The 19,974-nt window shown below is 39.8% G+C and carries 21 protein-coding genes and 1 pseudogene; 15 read left to right on the top strand and 7 right to left on the bottom strand.

Annotated features, from left to right (window positions below):
* Window positions 1-85: 85 nt before the first annotated feature.
* A pseudogene (locus tag FN960_RS24880) lies at window positions 86-217 on the bottom strand (TetR/AcrR family transcriptional regulator); the annotation flags it as partial.
* 177 nt (window positions 218-394) lie between these two features.
* On the opposite strand from FN960_RS24880, the gene FN960_RS01240 reads away from it, so the two are divergent.
* The 3 genes from FN960_RS01240 (at window position 395) to dapF (ending at window position 1,801) form a co-directional block, all read left to right on the top strand.
* Window positions 395-631, top strand: coding sequence for a YuzB family protein (locus tag FN960_RS01240; RefSeq protein ID WP_143846551.1), 237 nt, complete (start codon window positions 395-397; stop codon window positions 629-631).
* Between the two features lie 73 nt (window positions 632-704).
* Window positions 705-950, top strand: coding sequence for a hypothetical protein (locus FN960_RS01235; RefSeq protein ID WP_143846550.1), 246 nt, complete (start codon window positions 705-707; stop codon window positions 948-950).
* Between the two features lie 2 nt (window positions 951-952).
* Window positions 953-1,801: a diaminopimelate epimerase gene (gene dapF, locus FN960_RS01230; protein WP_143846549.1), complete on the top strand. Its 849-nt coding sequence runs from the start codon at window positions 953-955 to the stop codon at window positions 1,799-1,801.
* 74 nt (window positions 1,802-1,875) lie between these two features.
* On the opposite strand, the gene mqnE is transcribed toward dapF, so the two are convergent.
* Complete coding sequence (gene mqnE / locus FN960_RS01225) at window positions 1,876-2,970, bottom strand: aminofutalosine synthase MqnE (protein WP_143846548.1); 1,095 nt, start codon at window positions 2,968-2,970, stop codon at window positions 1,876-1,878.
* Window positions 2,971-3,255: 285 nt separating this feature from the next.
* Between mqnE and FN960_RS01220 the strand changes: the two genes are divergently transcribed.
* The 6 genes from FN960_RS01220 (at window position 3,256) to FN960_RS01195 (ending at window position 9,501) form a co-directional block, all read left to right on the top strand.
* Complete coding sequence (locus FN960_RS01220; RefSeq protein ID WP_260681886.1) at window positions 3,256-3,441, top strand: aspartyl-phosphate phosphatase Spo0E family protein; 186 nt, start codon at window positions 3,256-3,258, stop codon at window positions 3,439-3,441.
* A gap of 56 nt (window positions 3,442-3,497) precedes the next feature.
* A complete protein-coding gene (locus tag FN960_RS01215) occupies window positions 3,498-3,851 on the top strand; it encodes a HesB/IscA family protein (RefSeq protein ID WP_143846547.1) in 354 nt (117 codons plus the stop codon).
* A gap of 247 nt (window positions 3,852-4,098) precedes the next feature.
* Window positions 4,099-5,829, top strand: coding sequence for a PTS mannitol transporter subunit IIBC (locus FN960_RS01210; RefSeq protein WP_143846546.1), 1,731 nt, complete (start codon window positions 4,099-4,101; stop codon window positions 5,827-5,829).
* A 20-nt stretch (window positions 5,830-5,849) separates the two neighbouring features.
* Window positions 5,850-7,946: a BglG family transcription antiterminator gene (locus tag FN960_RS01205; protein ID WP_143846545.1), complete on the top strand. Its 2,097-nt coding sequence runs from the start codon at window positions 5,850-5,852 to the stop codon at window positions 7,944-7,946.
* Complete coding sequence (locus FN960_RS01200; protein WP_143846544.1) at window positions 7,943-8,380, top strand: PTS mannitol transporter subunit IIA; 438 nt, start codon at window positions 7,943-7,945, stop codon at window positions 8,378-8,380. Before FN960_RS01205 ends, FN960_RS01200 begins: the two co-directional genes overlap by 4 nt.
* Window positions 8,380-9,501, top strand: a complete 1,122-nt coding sequence (locus tag FN960_RS01195) for a mannitol-1-phosphate 5-dehydrogenase (protein ID WP_143846543.1) — start codon at window positions 8,380-8,382, stop codon at window positions 9,499-9,501. The genes FN960_RS01200 and FN960_RS01195 overlap by 1 nt, the downstream gene beginning before the upstream one ends.
* A 924-nt stretch (window positions 9,502-10,425) precedes the next feature.
* Here FN960_RS01195 and FN960_RS01190 read toward each other — a convergent pair.
* Window positions 10,426-11,418 (bottom strand): NAD(P)/FAD-dependent oxidoreductase, encoded by a 993-nt coding sequence (locus tag FN960_RS01190; RefSeq protein ID WP_143846542.1) that lies wholly within the window; start codon window positions 11,416-11,418, stop codon window positions 10,426-10,428.
* Window positions 11,419-11,701: 283 nt separating this feature from the next.
* Between FN960_RS01190 and FN960_RS01185 the strand changes: the two genes are divergently transcribed.
* The 3 genes from FN960_RS01185 (at window position 11,702) to spsC (ending at window position 14,190) form a co-directional block, all read left to right on the top strand.
* On the top strand, window positions 11,702-12,901 hold the full coding sequence (locus tag FN960_RS01185; protein WP_143846541.1) for an NAD(P)/FAD-dependent oxidoreductase: 1,200 nt from the start codon (window positions 11,702-11,704) through the stop codon (window positions 12,899-12,901).
* A 175-nt stretch (window positions 12,902-13,076) separates the two neighbouring features.
* On the top strand, window positions 13,077-13,394 hold the full coding sequence (locus FN960_RS01180; protein WP_143846540.1) for a YuiB family protein: 318 nt from the start codon (window positions 13,077-13,079) through the stop codon (window positions 13,392-13,394).
* A gap of 76 nt (window positions 13,395-13,470) precedes the next feature.
* Entirely contained in the window at window positions 13,471-14,190 is a 720-nt protein-coding gene (gene spsC / locus FN960_RS01175) for a stationary phase survival protein SpsC (protein WP_306461594.1), read from the top strand.
* 54 nt (window positions 14,191-14,244) lie between these two features.
* Here the strand turns inward: spsC and FN960_RS01170 are convergent, their stop codons facing one another.
* Entirely contained in the window at window positions 14,245-14,712 is a 468-nt protein-coding gene (locus tag FN960_RS01170) for a divergent PAP2 family protein (RefSeq protein ID WP_143846539.1), read from the bottom strand.
* A 153-nt stretch (window positions 14,713-14,865) separates the two neighbouring features.
* On the opposite strand from FN960_RS01170, the gene FN960_RS01165 reads away from it, so the two are divergent.
* Window positions 14,866-16,356: a leucyl aminopeptidase gene (locus tag FN960_RS01165; protein WP_143846538.1), complete on the top strand. Its 1,491-nt coding sequence runs from the start codon at window positions 14,866-14,868 to the stop codon at window positions 16,354-16,356.
* Between the two features lie 113 nt (window positions 16,357-16,469).
* On the opposite strand, the gene FN960_RS01160 is transcribed toward FN960_RS01165, so the two are convergent.
* Together FN960_RS01160 and FN960_RS01155 are read right to left on the bottom strand one after the other, a co-directional pair.
* The gene (locus tag FN960_RS01160; RefSeq protein ID WP_143846537.1) at window positions 16,470-16,742 is read right to left on the bottom strand and encodes an HU family DNA-binding protein; all 273 of its coding nucleotides are present in this window, start codon (window positions 16,740-16,742) and stop codon (window positions 16,470-16,472) included.
* 85 nt (window positions 16,743-16,827) lie between these two features.
* On the bottom strand, window positions 16,828-17,646 hold the full coding sequence (locus tag FN960_RS01155; RefSeq protein ID WP_143846536.1) for a YihY/virulence factor BrkB family protein: 819 nt from the start codon (window positions 17,644-17,646) through the stop codon (window positions 16,828-16,830).
* A gap of 124 nt (window positions 17,647-17,770) precedes the next feature.
* Between FN960_RS01155 and FN960_RS01150 the strand changes: the two genes are divergently transcribed.
* Both FN960_RS01150 and FN960_RS01145 read left to right on the top strand, forming a co-directional pair.
* Window positions 17,771-18,184, top strand: a complete 414-nt coding sequence (locus FN960_RS01150) for a hypothetical protein (RefSeq protein ID WP_143846535.1) — start codon at window positions 17,771-17,773, stop codon at window positions 18,182-18,184.
* A gap of 55 nt (window positions 18,185-18,239) precedes the next feature.
* Window positions 18,240-18,713, top strand: a complete 474-nt coding sequence (locus FN960_RS01145; protein ID WP_143846534.1) for an S-ribosylhomocysteine lyase — start codon at window positions 18,240-18,242, stop codon at window positions 18,711-18,713.
* Between the two features lie 616 nt (window positions 18,714-19,329).
* On the opposite strand, the gene FN960_RS01140 is transcribed toward FN960_RS01145, so the two are convergent.
* Window positions 19,330-19,950: a cysteine hydrolase family protein gene (locus FN960_RS01140; RefSeq protein ID WP_260681885.1), complete on the bottom strand. Its 621-nt coding sequence runs from the start codon at window positions 19,948-19,950 to the stop codon at window positions 19,330-19,332.
* Window positions 19,951-19,974 lie beyond the last annotated feature (24 nt).

Genomic DNA, 19,974 nt, shown 5'->3' with positions numbered 1-19,974 from the left:
AAAGCTGAAGCTGATTTCGTGGATACTGGCGAATATGCTTCATCACACTTGTTAATCGTTCTTTTGCTAAGGAATGCATGATCGATTCTTTTGTAGGAAAGTAATTAAAAAACGTGCCTTTTGCTACCTTGGCTGCGGTCGTAATCTCTTGAACAGTTGTACGGTCAAAGCCTTTTTCCCTAAATAGACGTAATGCAGCGTTTTCAATTCGTTCCATCGTTTCTACTTTTTTGTCTTGCTGTTTCAATTGTGTCTCTCCTTAAATGACCCCGGTCATTTTTAAATTATACCGACCATCATTATTGAAAACAAGGTCAATTTTTTGGAACAGCTCTCTTCATTGACTTCTTTTTTTCTAAAAGGTAGTCTATAGGTAGAAATTTGAGGTGAAGATATGAGACCAATTATAGAGTTCTGTTTCAGTAATTTGGCGAGTGTATCGCAAAAAGCAATGGAACAGCTCGAAAAAGACCCTAATCTGGATATCGTTGATTATGGGTGCTTAAGTCACTGTGGCGCTTGTGCAATGGAGCCATTTGCATTAGTAAATGGTGAATATGTTTCCGGCGAAACCGCAGAAGAGCTTGTTATGAATATTTATGATTTCTTGGAAGAGAACCCAATGTTTTAACCAAATATATGATTCACAGGCTTCTAGCGGCGACTAGAAGTTTTTTTGTGAGATATCTAAGGAGGGTCTTGAGATGCCAGTTATACCTTTTTCACATTCATGGCCATATGATAAGCAATACCAGGATATATATTTGCATGAGTGTCCGTTTTGCGGGGCCGACCAGGTACTTACGCACATGAAAATAAGAGATTTAAATGATGCAAAAGACGGCATAAAAAAACAATTGAATCTGCCTTGCTGTCATGGAAGACTAACCATCCTTGAGGCAGATGAAGATTATTTTTGGACGAATAAACCGTTGCGGGAGGATCGCTAATCATGAACTTTACGAAAATGCACGGACTAGGAAATAGTTATATTTATATTGACCTCTTTAAAGAAGATCTTAACGAAGAAACGTTACCTGAGTTGGCAATAAAGGTAGCAGATAAAAATACAGGCATTGGATCGGATGGCATGATTTTAATTGGACCATCTGAGATTGCTGATGTAAGTATGCGCGTATTTAATAACGATGGCTCTGAAGCGATGAATTGTGGCAATGGCTTACGTTGTGTGGCTAAGTTTGCCTATGAAAATAACTATGTATCTCAAACGGTTTTCAAGATTGAGACAAAAGGAGGACTTGTTGAAGCGACCGTGCACCCGGATCAGAATCAAAAGGTCCCAACGGTCACAATAAATATGGGCGCACCAAGACTGAATCGGTCCCAGATTCCCATGATTGGTTCTCAGAAGGACCAAGTTGTAAATGAGCCTTTTCAACTTAATGAGCAAGACATTCATTTAACAGCTGTATCGATGGGTAATCCTCATGCTGTACTATTCACGGATAATATTCAGAGCATCCCATTGCTTGTGGTAGGCCCAGCCTTAGAAAAGCACAGCCGTTTTCCTGAATGGGTAAATGTTGAGTATGTAGAGGTTGTCAGCGAAAACGAAATTCATTTCCGTGTGTGGGAGCGTGGAACGGGAATAACACAAGCATGTGGAACAGGAGCTTGTGCGGCGGTTGTTGCCACTATTCTTAATGGATTCTCGCAAAAAGGAAAAGAAGTAAAGGTTCATTTATTAGGTGGAGATTTACACATCACATGGAAAGAAAATGGAGATGTCTTAATGAATGGGGCAGCAGAAACAATCTGCGAAGGGGTATGGCTAGGTTAACTACGACACGAAAAATAAAAAAACAATCCGATCTGGTATGAATCGGATTGTTTTTTGTTATGAAAATATGTGTCTTAATAGGTTTTGATCACATTGTAGAATGTATCACGTTCAATTGGTGTTTTATTGGCACTTTTAATTAAGTGGATCAGTTCATCACGGGTAATTCCTGAAGAAGTTAAAGCACCCACGGAATGGGAGATTCTTTCTTCAATAAGAGTACCGTGTATATCACTTGAACCAAATGTAAGAGCCATTTGTGTAAGTTGAACACCAATATTAATCCAATAAGCCTTAATATGATCAAAGTTATCAAGCATTAGTCGGCTAATAGCCAGGGTACGCATATCATCAAAGGCTGATGTTCTGCGTTTTAGACTTGCTTTCACACTACGTGGCTGCATCGCAAGTGGAATAAATACCATAAAGCCATTTGTGCGGTCTTGAAGCTGACGTAAACGATCCATATGAATAAGACGCTCTTCTTTAGACTCAATAGAACCGTATAGCATGGTCGCGTGAGTCCGTAACCCAAGATCATGTGCAATCTCGTGTGCTTCGAGCCACTGATCTGTAGAGGCTTTGTCAGGACTCATCTTAGCGCGGTAATTCTCAGTAAGAATCTCAGCGCCACCTCCAGGAAGTGTATCAAGTCCTGCTTTAATAAGCTCTTCAAGTACACCCTTCATGCTCAAGCCTGAAATACGTGAGAAGAATTCAATTTCTGCACCTGTATAGGCTTTAACAGTGGCAGTTGGGTAATGCTTCTTTAATGTACGAATGGTATCAAGGTAGTATTCAAAACCTACTTCGACGTTATGCCCACCAACAATATGGAATTCACGAATATTGTCATTCCAACGCTCACCTACATAATTAAGTAGCGCTTCTGAATCCATTGTATATGCGCCTTCTTGTCCTGGTTTACGTTTAAACCCACAGAAGCTACATGATGCCTCACAGACGTTCGTTGGGTTAATGTACATGTTCTGAATGAAATAGACATTGTCCCCATTTTTCTTCTGATTGACTTGATTTGCAAGCTGTGCAACTCCAAGCAGATCAGGTGTGTCAAATAAGTAAAGACCATCCTCCATCGTTAATCTTTCGCCATGGACGACTTTTTCCTTAATACCTTCAAGCTTTGAATCGTTTAATAAGATACTCATTACATTCATCTCCTGCTCTCTAGTTGACCGATTAGTAGGTCAGCTGGATTACAATCTATTTAACTATTTATGATACTGTGTAATCTTTCACTATTATACTACCGTTGCTTACCAATTAAAAGACATGCGCATTCTATCCTAGCATTCTGAATGATTGAATATTTATAAAAAAAAGTGCAAGTATATAATTTATTGGCGTTCATCACTTGCGTCTATAGGTATATTTTAGTAGACTAAAAGAAATGGATTTCCTTTTAATGGTTTATACAAAAAGGGGGAAGCATCGTGTGTCTTTCATTTGGAAATGAATTTTCTTATGAAGAACAGATTGAAAAAACGAGAGAGAAAATGCAAGAGGCTGCTAAACGACTTGGATTAAATCATCCTCAGGTGCTTTTATTTAGTCAAGAATTGGACAAGCTTCATACTAGTCTAATGTTAAAAAACAGTAAGAGCAAGCAGGTTGGTTGAGATTAGACACCCATCGTACTATAATGTGAATATAGTGAAGTGATGGGAGGATAATCATGATTACATTAACTGATGCGGCAGTTGGTCACATTAGAGAGATGATGGAAGCTGAAGAAGATCATACACTCATGCTTCGTGTAGGAGTTAAAGGTGGCGGGTGCAGCGGTCTCTCTTATGGTATGGGCTTTGACAATGAGCAGGCTCCCGAGGATACAAAACTCGAGATTAATGGGCTCTCTGTTATTGTTGATAAAGAGAGTGCACCAATGATTAAAGGATTAGTCATTGATTATAAACAAAACATGATGGGCGGAGGATTTACGATCGATAATCCGAACGCTATTGCATCATGTGGCTGTGGTACATCCTTTAAAACAGCTACAAACACTGGAACACCTGAAGAATGCTAAGTATAATAATTCATTAACCGTTTAACATTATATGTGTTAGGCGGTTTTTTTCATGATTGATTAGGGAAAGGGTAGGTAACATAGTTAGGCTAGCTTTTAAAGTATGCTACTAAGTTATTTAATCTTGTCGCAGCCCCATGTGACGAAACTATGTAAACATTTAGTTGAAGGGAACGTTTACAAGCATATAAAATAAGGACATAAGTCGTACTTATCATTTCTTACATTATAAAAAGGGGGAACAGTGATGGCTGAAAAGACCAGCATTCGTTCAAAGATTCAAAAGTTCGGCAGTAACTTAAGTGGCATGATCATGCCAAACATCGGGGCATTTATCGCCTGGGGTTTAATTACTGCAATTAACGCATTTTTTGGTGAAGCATTAGGTATAACATTCCTTGGTGATATGGTTGAACCAATGATTTTCTATCTATTGCCTTTACTTATTGCTTATACAGGTGGACGCATGATTCACGACTTCCGAGGCGGGGTTGTGGGTGCAACCGCTGCAATGGGTGTCATTGCGGCAACAAGTGTACCAATGTTTATTGGTGCAATGATTATGGGTCCACTAGGTGGTTACTTAATCAAAAAGGTTGACCAAGCATTAGATGGAAAAGTGAAACAAGGCTTTGAAATGCTTGTTAATAACTTCTCTGCCGGTATCCTTGCGGCCATTCTTGCTTGTTTTGGTTCATTAGCAGTTGCACCACTTGTAGGTGGCTTAACTCAGCTTATGGGACTTGGTGCTGAAACAATTATTGGATGGGGCCTACTTCCTTTAGCAAGTATTTTCATTGAACCTGCAAAAATTATGTTCTTAAATAACGCAATTAACCACGGGATTTTAACACCAATCTCGATTGAGCAAGCAAGTGATATTGGAAAATCTGTCTTCTTCTTATTAGAAGCTAACCCAGGACCAGGTCTTGGAATTCTTCTTGCATTCATGATTTTTGGTAAAGGCGCATCTAAAGCTTCTTCTTACGGAGCTGGAATCATCCACTTCTTTGGTGGGATTCATGAGATTTACTTCCCGTATGTACTAATGAAGCCTTTAATGTTCTTTGCAGCTATCTTTGGTGGTATGACAGGTGTATTTGTTTTCACTATATTTGGTGTAGGTCTAGTCGCTCCAGCTTCACCAGGAAGTATTATTCCTATTATGCTTCTAACGGCACAGGGTGACCACTTAGGCGTTCTTGCAGGTGTTCTTTCTGCAACAGCTGTATCCTTTGCAATCGGTTCATTAATTTTGAAATTCGACCGTAAAGGTGAGGAAGAAAATATTGCTGACGCAACAAGTAAAATGGAAGCAATGAAAGGTAAAAAGAGCAGCGTTTCTTCAACTCTTTCAGGTTCAAACACAGCTTCTTACGCGAACGTAAACAAAATTGTCTTTGCTTGTGATGCTGGAATGGGATCAAGTGCAATGGGAGCTTCCATCATGCGTGACCGAGTGAAGAAAGCCGGTCTTGATACGGAAGTTGTAAACACATCTATCAGCAATATTCCTGATGATGCGGATCTTATCATTACACACAAGGATTTAACTGATCGTGCTAAATCAAAGAAATCTGATGCAATCCATGTATCAGTTGAGAACTTTATGAACAGCCCGCGTTATAATGAAATTGTTGAAGATCTTCAAAATGGAGACAGCGGATCATCTGCTGAAGCAGCTGGTGGTCAAAAGTCTAAAGATGAGATCAAAAAGGTCATCTTTGCTTGCGACGCTGGCATGGGTTCAAGTGCCATGGGTTCATCTATTCTTAAGAATAAAGTCAAAAAAGCTGAGCTAGATGTAGCGGTAACGAACACATCTATCAGTAATATTCCAGATGATGCAGATGTTGTGTTTACACATAAAGACTTAACAGATCGTGCGAAACAAAAGCAACCAAATGCTGAGCATATTTCTGTCGAGAACTTTATGAACAGTCCAAAGTATGATGAATTCGTTGATCGTTTGAAATAAGACAAAAGGAGGAGGCGCTCATGTATATTCCAGCTAGAGAAAGACAGTTACTCAAGCTCTTGCTTGCGAACGAGGAGCATTTGGATTTACGTGAGCTTGCCTCTTCACTTGATGTTAGTACAAGAACAATTCAACGGGATTTAAAAGCATTGAGTGCGGTTATGGCAGATTATAACCTCACTTTACATAAAGAAGCATCGAAGGGTTATGATATTCACGGATTAGCAGCTGACCTCAGGCGTTTAAAGGATGATTTGGCAACATTAGAGCCAAATGAATTTACACCTGAAGAGCGTCAGTTGCTTTTACTTGTAGCCTTGCTTGAAAAGCCTGAGCCTATTAAACTATTTACGCTTGCCGAACAATTGAATGTAACAGTTGCAACAGTGAGCCATGATTTGACGAAAGTCGAGGAATGGCTATCTTCATTTCAATTGACTTTAATACGTAGACGTGGATATGGGATTGAAGTTTCAGGAAGTGAAACCAATATAAGAAGAAGTCTCAGTAGCTTAATTACTGAGAATATTAATGAGGCAAGTTTTTATCGTTCACTGGATAAGGATGACGCGGTTGATTCGTATACTGAATCGATCTCAGAGCGACTCCTTGATATTGTTGACTCAACAAAGATTCAACGAATTCAGCATGCAGTAGAAGATCTTAGAACTCATTCAAATGGTCAGATGGCGGACTCATCTTATATTGGGTTAATCGTACATCTTGCGTTGGCTATTGAGCGAATTCAGCAGGGCGAGAATGTACAAATGGCTAGTGAACAGCTTGATAGCTTGCGTAGTGAGCCTGTTTTTGATTTAGCCGTAAGACTGGCACATACGTTAGAAGGAATATTTTCGATTCAGATTCCAGAGGAAGAAGTTGGCTACATCGTGATGCACTTGCGTGGCGCCAAGGTTCAACGTGATTATAATTTGTTTAATCATAAGGACTATACAGAGCTCTCTTATTTGGCTGATCGCTTAATTAAACAAATGGAGCAACAGCTTCAGCTTGTCTTCGATGATGATTCTCTTTATTCTGGACTTATCGCTCATTTAGAGCCAGCTCTTTATCGAATGAACCAAGGAATGAAAATTCATAATCCACTGCTGGATAGGATTAAACAGAATTATTCAACTTTGTACAACCATGTAACAGACGTAGTACATCAGGTATTTGAACAGGTAGAGGTTCCAGAAGAAGAAATTGGTTTTCTTGTGATGCATTTTGGATCAGCAATGGAAAGGCAACAGCAAAAAAATCCGCTAAAAGCAATGGTCATCTGTTCAAGTGGGATTGGTTCGTCTAAGCTATTAGCTAGTCGTTTAGAAAAAGAATTTCCGGAAATCGAGCAAATTGATAATATTTCACTCTTTGATTTTAAAAAGAGGGAAGCTCGCTTCTACGATCTAATTATCTCTACTGTTCCCTTACCACAATCAGAGCAGTATTTTTTAGTTAAGCCATTTCTTTCTAAAGAAGAAACAGAACAAATCAGGCAGCATATCAAAACACTAAAGAAAAAGCGCCCGATTGTCAGCCATAAAAACTCAGTCAAATATCAATTTATGGAAGAGATGATTCCTGAAGCTTTTTTTGAACAGCTCTCCTTCCTTAGCCGAGATATTGCCTTAATTATAGATTCATTTGCCCTAAATAAGGGTAAAGTATTGGATGAGAGCCTAGCACAGCTTTGCACAGAATTAGAGGAAGCAGGTACGCTATCAGATGCAGTGCCTGTCTTTGAAGCATTGTTACAGAGAGAAAGATTAGGCGGTTTAGGTATTCCTGATACTTCACTTGCCCTCTTTCACACCCGAACGGCTGAGGTAAACAAACCGGTCTTTACAATGTTGCAGCTAGATAAAGAAGAATCTCTAGCATCTATGGGAGACCAACCTATTGATGTAAATCGCGTGATTTTAATGCTAGCGCCACTGGATGCAGAACAAAAGCTGTTAGATATGTTAAGCAGCTTAAGTGTCATGCTGATAGCGAGTGAGGAGCATACGCGAATTGTAGAAATGGGCTCTGAAGCAGAGATCAAAAAGTTAATTAGCCAGCATTGTTTTGAATATATACAAAAGCTATTACAAAAAGGAGTGCACAAATCATGACAAATAACATTTTAAAACAAGATAATATTGTTGTACATGCACAGGCCAAAACTAAAAAGGATGCTATTCAAGAGGCTGGTAATATCCTTTCAGAACGTGGATATGTATCTGCTGAATATGTAGTAAAAATGCATGAACGTGAAGAGCTAACTTCAACTTATATGGGAAATATGCTTGCCATTCCACATGGTACAGAGGAAGCAAAAACGGAAGTAAAGGAATCTGGAATTTCAATTCTACTATATGATGAAGCCATTGACTGGGACGGAAATGATGTACGCTTGGTTATTGGGATAGCTGGAAAAGGTAATGAACACCTTGAAATTCTTTCGAAAATTGCCATTGCATGTTCAGAAGAAGAAAATGTGGAGAAGCTTCTACAATCTTCGTCATCAGAGGATGTTCTTAACTTTTTCTCCGAGGTGAACGAATAATGAAAGCTGTACATTTTGGAGCAGGTAATATCGGGCGCGGATTTATTGGCGCCCTTTTAAGTCGTGCAGGCTATGAGGTTGTTTTTGCAGATGTAAATGAAGCAGTCATTTCAGAGCTTAATAAACGTGGAGAATATACTGTTACTATTGCTAGTGTAGAAGGTGGACAGGAGCATGTAACAGGTGTTCGGGGTTTGCATAGCAGTGAGGACGAAGCAGCACTTATCGAGGAAATTGCCACAGCTGACTTAGTTACAACAGCTGTGGGTCCAGCTATTTTGAAGTTCATCGCTCCAACGCTTGCTAAAGGATTACAACAGCGTGCTGCCAATGATAAACCATTAGATGTTATCGCATGTGAAAATGCTATTCGTGCAACATCTACATTAAAAGAATACACAAAGGATCTAATCCCAGACGATGAGTGGGCTGCAATAATTGAAGCAACTGGTTTTGCGGATGCAGCAGTGGATCGTATTGTACCTAATCAAAAAAATGAAGATATCCTTGCGGTGTCAGTCGAACCATTTTTCGAATGGGTTGTAGAAAAACCATCTTTAAAGGGAGCTAACACATCTATAGAAGGAGTTACATATGTAGATGATCTAATTCCATTTATTGAACGCAAGCTTTTCACAGTGAATACAGGGCATGCTCTAGCTGCTTATTTTGGGTACGCTAAAAGTTTAACCACAATAAAAGAAGCGATGGAAGATACAGAAGTGAAGGAAAAGGTGCAAGCTGGACTAAACGAAACGAAACAAGTATTGGTTCAGGCATATGGTTTTGATCAGTCAGAACACGAAGCCTATATTCAAAAGATCATCAGACGATTTGAAAATCCATATCTATCCGATGACATTGTTCGTGTAGGCAGAGGCCCCATTCGAAAGCTTGGTTTTAATGATCGTTTGATCAAACCAGCAAGAATGCTTGCTGACCAAGGCCAAACCCCTACAGTTCTACTAGAAGTCATTGAAGCTGCGCTCCATTTTGATGTCGCAGATGACACAGAAAGCCAAGAGCTTCAAAAGCTTATTAAAGAAAAAGGCAAAAAAGCAGCACTTGTTCAAGTAACGGGCTTAGAAGCGGATCATCCAATTATTCAAGTTTTAACATAAAATACGAGCGAAAACCCTACCAAATGTTTGGTGGGGTTTTCTTTTGCGTATGGGTGGGTGGCGAAAGACCTTTTGAAATTGAGTGTAACTAAGAAAATTTGTGCGATTCCTAAATGCACCGCAACATTCTCTATCAATAATGATGTTTGCATAGCTAGTAGGAAACTGGGATGTTACATCACGAGGAGGCCGAAATACATCGGAAGAAGAGCAGATACATCGGGAGGAGACCGAAATACATCGAAAGAAGAGCAGATACATCGCAAACAAGGCAGATACATCGTAAAAAGAAACAACAACGCGTTGGAAGCAATTCATTTGCGACGAATATCAGGTTATACGCAGGTACGGTCATAAAAGTGACTGGGACAGAACTACAAAGAACTATATCTTACTGATAAAAAGACGAACGATGTAACTGCTGTAGAATGGACCGTCATGTGCGGTTCTTTAGAAGTTGAACGGCCGGCCTCTCCCTTGCTACATCCTTCATGTTAAAATCAACTTCTTATGTAGGAAAGTTACGTAGACTCTGCGTGAGTCATCTCTCATATCCTTGATACCTGCTACTCAACAAGCGGACGAAAATGGAGGGCCCACACCTGTGGGATGAAAAGGTTCAATGAGCTAAATCGACGGAGTCGAGTTAGCTCATTACCTTCCCGCGGTAAGCGTGCCCCCATTTTTGGGAGCGGCAGCGATACACCTACACTAAGATATCCTCCAATTCCTCCATTTATTTATACAAGCGGAGTAAATTTCTGGAGCGATATCTACCCTCGTTTGTACAATAAAAAAAGCCGAACAATGAATGGAGAAACTCCAACATTCTTCAGCTTTTAGATTAGTAATAATTCTTTTGCCCAGCCTCTTAAATAAGAGCTGTCAAGGAGATGATCCTATCTCCAGCACAAGATCTCAATTCTAAAATAAGCTTGTACTGTGCCCTGGGTGTAAGCGAGCTTTTGGATCAATATAGGCTTTTGCATTATTTACAGCAGTTGGTGCTTCACCAAAGCCTGTTGCAATTAATTTAACTTTGCCATCGTACGTACATACGTCTCCAGCACTATAAATACCTTTAATATTTGTTTCCATCTTTGTATTTACAAGAATAGAGTTTTTCTCTATCTCGATGCCCCAATCTTTAATGGGGCCAAGGGAGGAAACAAAACCGTAGTTTACGATTAATGCATCAACATCAATGGTTTTTTTGCCTTCACCTTTCACTTCGCCTAACTCTACTTGGGTGATGACACCATTGTCGGCATTAAGTCCTGTAATCTCATATGGGGTAAGAATATTTACTTTTGATTGCTCTAATAGCTGGACGCTATGTTCATGGGCACGGAACTTGTCTCGGCGGTGAACGATCGTGACTTCTTCTGCTAGAGGTTCAAGCATGAGAGACCAGTCTAGGGCAGAGTCTCCACCGCCTAGAACAACGACACGTTTACCAGCAAAAGCGCTAAGGTCTTTTATGAAGTAATGAAGGTTGGTATTTTCATAGGCTTCTGCTCCTTCTAATTGAAGGCGACGAGGCTGAAAGGCTCCAGCTCCGGCTGTAATAATAATAGCTTTTGAATAGTGTGTTTCTTTATCAGTTTGAATAATAAAGGTTTCGTCTTCTTGTTTAGTAAGCTCTTTAACAGCCTGCTCTAAAACAATTTCAGGATTAAATTGCTGTGCTTGTAAGGTTAGTTGCTCAACTAAATCTTGTGCCTTGACTTTAGGAAAGCCAGCAACATCATATATATATTTTTCAGGATAGAGAGCAGAAAGCTGTCCACCTAATTGTGGCATACTTTCAATAATTTTCACTTTAGCTTTACGCATACCAGCATAAAACGCCGCGAATAAACCAGTTGGCCCTCCTCCGATAATTGTAATGTCAAATAAATCTTCTTGCTCTGACATGAATGGACACCTCCGAATATTATCTGCCTTATCCATTATAGCGGTAGTTCCTAGGAAAAACAAAGGTTGAGAATCTTTTTCATTAAAATTTTAAATCGATCAAACATATGTAAGACTATCTTTCATAATTCACACAAAAAGTGTTGTAATGTCTAAGTAAAACGAATATTATAGTATGTAGGTGAATTGTGTCTATTTTGGGTCAATTTTTGTATAGATATATCTTTGTTCGTGAAATAGATCACAAGAAATGCTTTAAAAAATATATGATGGAAGTGATATTGTGAATAAGCCACATATTGTGATCCTCGGAGCAGGGTACGGTGGAATGATTACGGCAACAAGACTTCAGAAGAAAATGGATGATAATGAAGCAAAGATTACGCTAGTTAACAAGCACGATTATCATTATCAAACGACTTGGTTGCATGAGCCAGCTGCTGGAACCATGCTTCCAGAGAAAACAAGAATGCCTATCAGCAGTGTTCTTGATTTCCGCAAGATTAATTTTGTTCAAGATGAAGTAGTTGAAATCAATACTGAAAAGAAAAAGATTGAGCTTAAAGACGGAGAGCTTGATTATGATTATTTAGTTATTGGCCTTGGTGCTGAAGCTGAAACCTTTGGCGTACCAGGTGTACACGAGCATGCATATAGCAAGTGGACAGTGAATGGCGCTCGTCAAATTAAAGATCATATTGAAAACTGTTTTGCTAAATATAACAACCAAAAAGAAAAAGAAGAAGGCCTACTTACGTTTGTTGTAGCTGGTGCTGGTTTTACTGGAATTGAATTTATTGGTGAGCTTTCTGAGCGTGCTCCTGAGCTCTGTAAGCAGTACGACATTCCACGTGATCAAGTGAAGCTATACGTGGTTGAAGCAGCTCCAACAGCTCTTCCAGGATTTGATCCTGAGCTAGTCGAATATGCGATGAACCTTCTTGAGAGCCGCGGAGTAGAGTTCAAGATCAATACACCGATTAAAGAAGTAACAGCTTCTGGTGTTGTTGTTGGAGAAGGCGAAGAGATTAAAGCTGCGACTGTAGTTTGGGCAACTGGTGTACGTGGAAGTTCAATTATCGATCGCTCTGGTTTTGAGAATATGCGTGGTCGTGTGAAGGTTGAGCCTGATCTACGTGCTCCTGGATTTGACGATGTCTTTATCATTGGGGACTGTGCGTTAGTTATTAATGAAGAGATTAATCGTCCTTACCCACCAACTGCACAAATTGCTATGCAAATGGCTGAAATCTGTGCTGGGAACTTAAAGTCATTAATAAGTGGTGGAGATCTAAAATCATTTAAGCCTGATATTAAAGGAACTGTTGCGTCACTTGGTGGTAAAGAAGCAATTGGTGCTGTTGGTTCTCGTAAGCTTTATGGTGGAAGTGCAAACTTTATGAAGAAAATGATTGATAACCGTTACCTGTTAATGTTAGGTGGAGTTGGACTTGTACTTAAAAAAGGGAAAAAACCATTTTAATACAGGAATTATACAATCTTTCTACTCATATATTCGTGTTTAAAAAGAGCCCGGGGGAATCATTTGATGTCCCGGGCTTTATATGTGTTGAAGAGGTGACAAAGTCAAAGACTAGATTGACTCTCTTCTAAGGGGTTTTGTAAACTGTAAGATGTAGATAGGGGTGAGAATGGTAATGAATATTCCACAGTTAGTTCTTTCGATGCTGATTTTTTTAGTAATGTTCTTTGGAATCGGTTTCTTATTAAATATGTTGCTACGCTCTACATGGCTTATGGCGTTTATCTATCCAATTGTTGTTCTGATTATTGTAAATCAGAGCCCTTTTGGCAGTTATCTAACACAACCAATGCTAGAGATCCAGAATTTAGGGACAGCTTTGGTTGAATTAAAATTAGTAGATCACCTTGTCCTGTCATTTGGATTAATTGGTTCAATTGTAGCAGGGATCGTTATAAAAATGCTTCGTGTCCGCGGTTATCAGATGTTTTAGGTAAGCACTCCCCTCTTTCACATGAATACTTCTCTTCTATTTAGGAGATGCTGTTTTGTGAGAGGAGTGAGTGTTCTTGAATCGACCAACGAACGGTCCATCTAGAAGCTTGTTAAGTCGTATGTTCATGAGTGTGCTGGTCATGCTTGCTTTATGGTCGACCTTTACAACTATTTCTGGTGTTAAATTGGAGCATTTACAAACGTGGACATCTAACCAAATGATTAAGTCTGAACAGGTCGTGTATCCTGTGGCTCACCATAGTCATAAGGAACTAGCTCTTTCACCTAAGTGGATACCTTCCTATCAAACAGCTCATGCCACATTGTCAAACCAAGTTGAAGCCGAACCAAATGAAGTGAATAGCCTCGATCTTGCAGAAGATTGGAGCAGATATCCAGTACACAGAGTGGAAGCAACTGGCTACACAGCAGGCTATGAATCAACTGGAAAAGTTCCAAGTGACGAGGCCTATGGCATTACATATTCTGGAGTACCGGTTACAAGAGATGTCTATTCGACGATTGCCGCTGATACCAATCTGTTTCCCATAGGGACGGTCCTTTACATTCCCGGATATGGATATGGAGTGGTAGCTGACACTGGCTCAGCAATCAAAGGAAATAAAATAGATCTGTATTATCATACCGTTGATGATGTTTACGAGCGATGGGGCAAAAAAGAGCTTGATGTCTTTATTGTCGAAGAAGGAACAGGTACGCTATCAGAGGAAGAGCTTGTGGCTATGAATGAGGCTGAAGCTGTTCAAGTATTTAGAGGGCAAATTGATCCATAAAAAAATAGCAGCGACATCAATATCTGATGTTCGCTGCTTTTTTTTGATTGATTATTAAAATATCCAGTTATACAAGCCTAGCGTAATGAAGATACCTAGCAATGCTCCAAAAAACACTTCAATTGGTTGATGCCCGAGTAGCTCCTTAAGTTTCTCTGCGTCTTCTTTTTTTGGCCAGGTTTTCACTTCATCAACCAGTTTGTTAAAGTCTGCAACAAGCTGATTTAAGACGGTTGCATGATAACCCGCATGCCTTCTGACACCTGTCGCATCAAACATAACAATAATACCGAGAATAGCCGTTGCCGCAAATACTGGAGAATCAAGACCCATTTCAATAGCCACTGCGGTAGAAAGGGCAGTGACAGCCGCAGAGTGAGAGCTTGGCATGCCTCCTGTGCTAGTAAACAATTCGAAATTAAGTTTCTTAGTGGCGAAATAAGCTAATGGAATCTTAATAAATTGCGCCACAATGATTGCAATTAAAGCAGACCATAAGGGGAAGTTTTGAAAAATCTCCATGTTGGCAATAACGTCCTTTCCTCAGAACAGACTAACAATTTCAATTATATTATAACACAGACCATAACTAGATTAAAAAGGGAGCTTGCGATGTACAGCACGTTGTTTTAGCATAAAACATGTTATACTAAAGTAACAAAAGGAGGAGTTTATTTGTTTACACAGTCAAAAGAATTTACTAAAGAATCTACACATGATGTACTCGTTATTGGCTTATTAAAAAATAAGGAACTTGATGCAGGTGGTGCTGCATTAGATCAGCTTATCCACAATCAATTAACAGAGCTAAAAAAGAAACAATTGCTTTCTTCAGATAAAGGAGAGCTTCGTTCTTTTTATACATTCAACCAAGCCCAAACTCCAACCATTTATACTATTGGACTTGGAGATAAGAAAGATCTAGATGCAGAAGTCATTCGTGAGTTAGTAGGCAAAGTCGGCAAAAAGCTGAAAGAGGACCGCGTTGGTCATGCTGCTGTTAGTCTGGATGCTTTTGTGACAGATGAAATTTCTTTACAAGAGGTGGCATTTTTATTCGGAGAAGGTTTAGAGTTAGGTACATATGAAGTTGTTGATTACAAAGACAAATCCAATAAACCGGATAAAAAGGTAGAAGCCGTTACATTCTATACAGAATCCAATGAGCAGGTTGTAGCATCTGCTGAAGAAGGAAAAGCCTATGGAGAAGGTACTAATTATGCGCGCACATTGGTCAATACGCCAGCTAACCTATTAACTCCAACAGACTTAGCTGAAGAAGCATTAAAGCTGTCTCAGCGCTATGATTTTAAGCTTGAGGTTCTTGAGGAAGAGGATATGAAACGTTTGGGCATGGGCGCCTTACTTGCGGTAACAGCAGGAAGCGACCAGCCTGCTAAAATGATCATCTTAACCTATCAAGGAACTGATAAATGGGAAAATGCCATTGGTCTTGTTGGAAAAGGTATGACCTTTGATGCAGGTGGTGTTTCATTAAAACCAGCTGCAGGTATGCACGAAATGAAAATGGACATGGGTGGTGCAGGTGCCGTTCTTGGTGCTATGGAGACAATTGGTCAATTGAAGCCAGCGGTTAATGTTGTTGCAGTTATCCCTTCTGCTGAGAATATGATTAATGGCTCCGCTTTAAAGCCTGGGGACGTTGTTCGAACCATGACTGGAAAAACGATTGAAATTCGAAATACAGATGCTGAAGGAAGACTAATCCTAGCAGACGGTGTAGCCTATGCACGACAGCTTGGCGTCGATTATCTTGTTGATGTTGCCACTCTTACAGGAGCAGTGATTGTTGCTCTAGGCGATTACACAACAGGAGCCATCAGTAATAACGATAGCTGGATGCAAAAGGTAAACGAAGCGTCTGAAGCGGCAGGAGAATGGATCTGGAGACTTCCAAACCATAAACCTTACAAAAAGATGCTACAAACAAGTAATGTGGCTGACTTGAATAATTCTCCAGGAAGAGCGGGAGGAAGCATTACCGCTGGCTTATTCATTGGTGAATTTGTAGAAAATACACCATGGGTACACCTAGATATCGCCGGAACAGCTTGGCAGGACAAGCCAACTATTAATGGACCTGCTGGTGCAACAGGTGTAATGGCTCGTACACTGACAAAGCTTGTAACAAGTCACGCTAAATAATGCAATAACATGCTTGTTTATGGACAACTAAAATAAGGAACGCTCAAAAAATGGAGCGTTCCTTATTTGTATTCAAGCAGTGGGAATTTAATCCTTATCCAATGGACGGTTTGTTATTTTACTGCATCTTTTAATTGTTTTCCGGCTTTAAAAGCAGGAGTTTTGGTAGCAGCAATATTAATCTCTTCCCCTGTTTGAGGGTTACGTCCTTTCCTGGCTGCGCGTTCTCTCACTTCAAAGTTTCCAAACCCAATTAACTGAACGGTTTCACCCTTTTCAAGCGACTCAGAAATGATATCAAAAGCTGATTGAATCGCGAGTCCAGCATCTTTTTTTGTTAACTCAGAGCGTTCTGCAACAGCAGAGATAAGTTCTGATTTATTCATTGTTTTACAACTCCTTTTTCTAGATACGATCTGCTACCATCGTTTCCCATTGAAAAAGAAATTATACATCAATACAAAATATTTTTTAGAGGAACCGTTTGCGTTGGTAAATGACAGCGTTAATCTGACCTCCAAGTACCAGCATAATTCCTGTGATAAAGAACCAAAGCATGAGGATGATGACACCACCCAAACTTCCGTAAGTGGCTGAATAGTTACCGAAGTTGCTTACATAGATTGAAAAGAATAAGGATACTAGCTGCCATCCCAATGTAGCAACAACTGCTCCAACAATAACCTCTTTAATTCGTAGCTTTACATTTGGAGAGATCCAATATAGCAAAGTTAACAGCAAGATCATAAAGCCAATGCCAATCACATAGCGCAGGACATTTAAGAAAGAAGAGGTTTCTTGAGGTAGAGCCATATAGCTCTCTAAGAATCCAATGATAACATTGCCAAAAACCGGCATAACCAAAGTAATAACAATTGTGACAATCATACCAACAGTCATAATAATGGAAAAGAGCCGCAATTTAATAAAGTTCCGCGTTTCTTCAATGTCGTAAGAGCGGTTGATCGCTCTAATAAGTGCATTAAGACCGTTAGATGCGGACCAAATGGTAGCTAAGATACCGAATGAGAGCAAGCCTCCAGAAGGTTCGTTTACTGTTTCAATGATCGTTGAGGAGAAAAGCGTAGCAATTTCCTCGGGTAGATAATCACCAATAAAACCTTCTATTTCCGTATTATCTAGGTTGAAATACGGAACAATGGCGAGTAAAAAGATGATTAATGGAAAGATAGAGAGCATAAAATAGTAAGCAAGTGTGGCGGACCAATCTGGAATAGGATCTGTTTTTAATTTAGTTATCAGTTGTTTAGAAAATGAGCGCCTTCTCATATGCATCATCCTTTGAAAAATAAGTTATAATAGCTCTTTTGAATAAATCCCCTTCTTTTCATGATACTAAACTCCTGTATAATAGACGTTGACTGATTTTGATAGGGGGAGTAGGTTACCTATTATGTATAAGGCGAAAGAATCTAAATTTCTGTGGTTGTTGTTACTAATTACTTCACTGGTTTATGCGTTTTTCTTAGACGGAGTGTACCAGCTTCTGGCTGTGGTGGTTGCTGCTATTTTTGCTGTGATTATGTTCTCACATTATACTTTGTCTATTAACGAGAACAGTATTACGTTTTCTTGGTACCTTGCAGGTCTCAGAGCACTAAATAGAGAGATTCCTGCATCTTCTATGAAACGAATCACGTTTATTACGTCCATTCGCCAGACCCTAGCTTTAGTAGAGCTGCATAAAGGGTTTCGAGTAAAGCTTCACCGCTTTAGGCCTGATGGATATATTGAAGAACTTAAGAGCTTTACGGATCTGCATCAAGTCGACAAGGAAGAGACCAGCTTTCTGAAGCAAGACCAATGACAAATGGAAACGGGTTAGATATACTTGATGAAATCATATTAAAGGAGTGATTAGCTTGCCAACAGTGGAAAGCTTTGAGCTAGATCATACGATTGTGAAGGCACCATTTGTTCGTCCTTGTGGCACAATTAAGGTAGGCTCTGATGGTGAGGTTCGGAAGTTTGATATCCGCTTTATGCAGCCAAATAAAGGCGCAATGAAACCGGACGTTATTCACACGATGGAGCATTTGCTTGCATTAAATATCCGACGGTTTGCTGAAGAGTATGACCATTTTGATGTGGTTGATCTTTCTCCTATGGGTTGCCAAACTGGCTTTTACCTTATTATGCACGGAACTCCAACAGTGAGTGAGATTATTGATGTGCTTGAGAAGACTATGGAGTATTCGGTAAAGATTGACGAAGTTCCTGCTGCAACAGAAAAACAATGCGGTCAAGCGAAGTTACATGATTTAGAGGGATCAAAGAAATTAATGAAATACTGGTTATCGCAGGATAAAGATTCCTTACAGGAAATCTACAAATAAAGAGTCTTTTGGTTGGGACTATTAGAAAAGCTGAACAATTTAATTGTTCAGCTTTTTTTGTTGCATAAAATGAATGAGCGAGGAGGTTGTTCCAGAAATTCACTTCGCATGCATAAGTAATTGGAGAATATCTGAGTATCGGCTCTTCGTCCGGCGCTCCCAAATGGGGACATGATTACCGCGGGAGTACCCGCGGTAATCTGGCTCCGCCACCTTATCTCAATAATGAATTTTTTATCGAGGTCACTGAAAAACGATCTTTATAAGACTGCGAACATTCTTCAATAGTTTAAGTTAGAACGATAGCGGAAGGAGAACCCGTAGACTCCTGCGGAACAGAACGTGTCTGAAGACATCGAAGTGGCGGTTTTCCACTTCGAGGGCTGAGGCCGTTCCCGCGGAAAGCGAAGGGTTCTCCTGGAGCGACGCCATTCAGCTCATTTCTACATGACTTTTTCGGTGGCCTGTTTTTCATCCCCCAGGTCTAGGCCACCATTTTCGTCCGCTTGGTGAGAGTAGCAGGTAAAGTGATCAGTGTATGAGAGATGACACTAACGTCTACATAACATTCTTTCACAAGAATTTGTTTGATTTAGCAAGCACTAATTGACTCTAACTATTCCTTCTTCCCACCTTGCTCCTGAATATCCTCCGTTGTATCCCCGTTAAACCTAAGCTCTGTGGATGAAGTGATGTTGCCTTTTAGGACATCTCGGATTAGGTGGAGGGCTTCTTTGTTTGCTGAGAGAGTATTAGAAGCTGTACAATCTTCTGGTACATAGAGTTTGTAATCTCGCATGTAGGCATCATTTGCTGTAAAATGTACACACATATTTCCCGCAACGCCAGTTAAAATGACCGTTTCCACCTTTAAGTGTTCTAGAAGAAGGTGGAGAGGGGTGGCGAAAAATCCAGAGAATTTAGGCTTTAAGACAAAATAATCCTCTTCAGCTGGCTTCAGCAGCTCAGTAATCGATTTGCCTAACTTGTCCTCCTCAATAATATATTCCACAATCTCTTTAAAATCCGACTGCCACCGACCGTAATTATCATTTACATAAATAGTCGGGATGCCGGCATCTTTGGCTCTTCTTTTAAGCTCCGCAATTCGCTCTGCACACGGGTAAGCATGTTCATAAAGATCATTCGCATCTTCAAAGTCCATCGCATTAATCATATCGATTATAATTAACGCTGTTTTATTTTTGGTATTTGATGTATTTTCGATTGTGTCCACCTCCAAGTAACTATATAAAAGATT

Origin of the sequence: Alkalicoccobacillus porphyridii (assembly GCF_007293315.1) — a bacterium.
Lineage (GTDB): Bacteria > Bacillota > Bacilli > Bacillales > Bacillaceae_D > Alkalicoccobacillus > Alkalicoccobacillus porphyridii.
The sequence above is the reverse complement of the archived record's forward strand: the minus strand, read 5'-3'. Positions and strand labels throughout refer to the sequence as shown.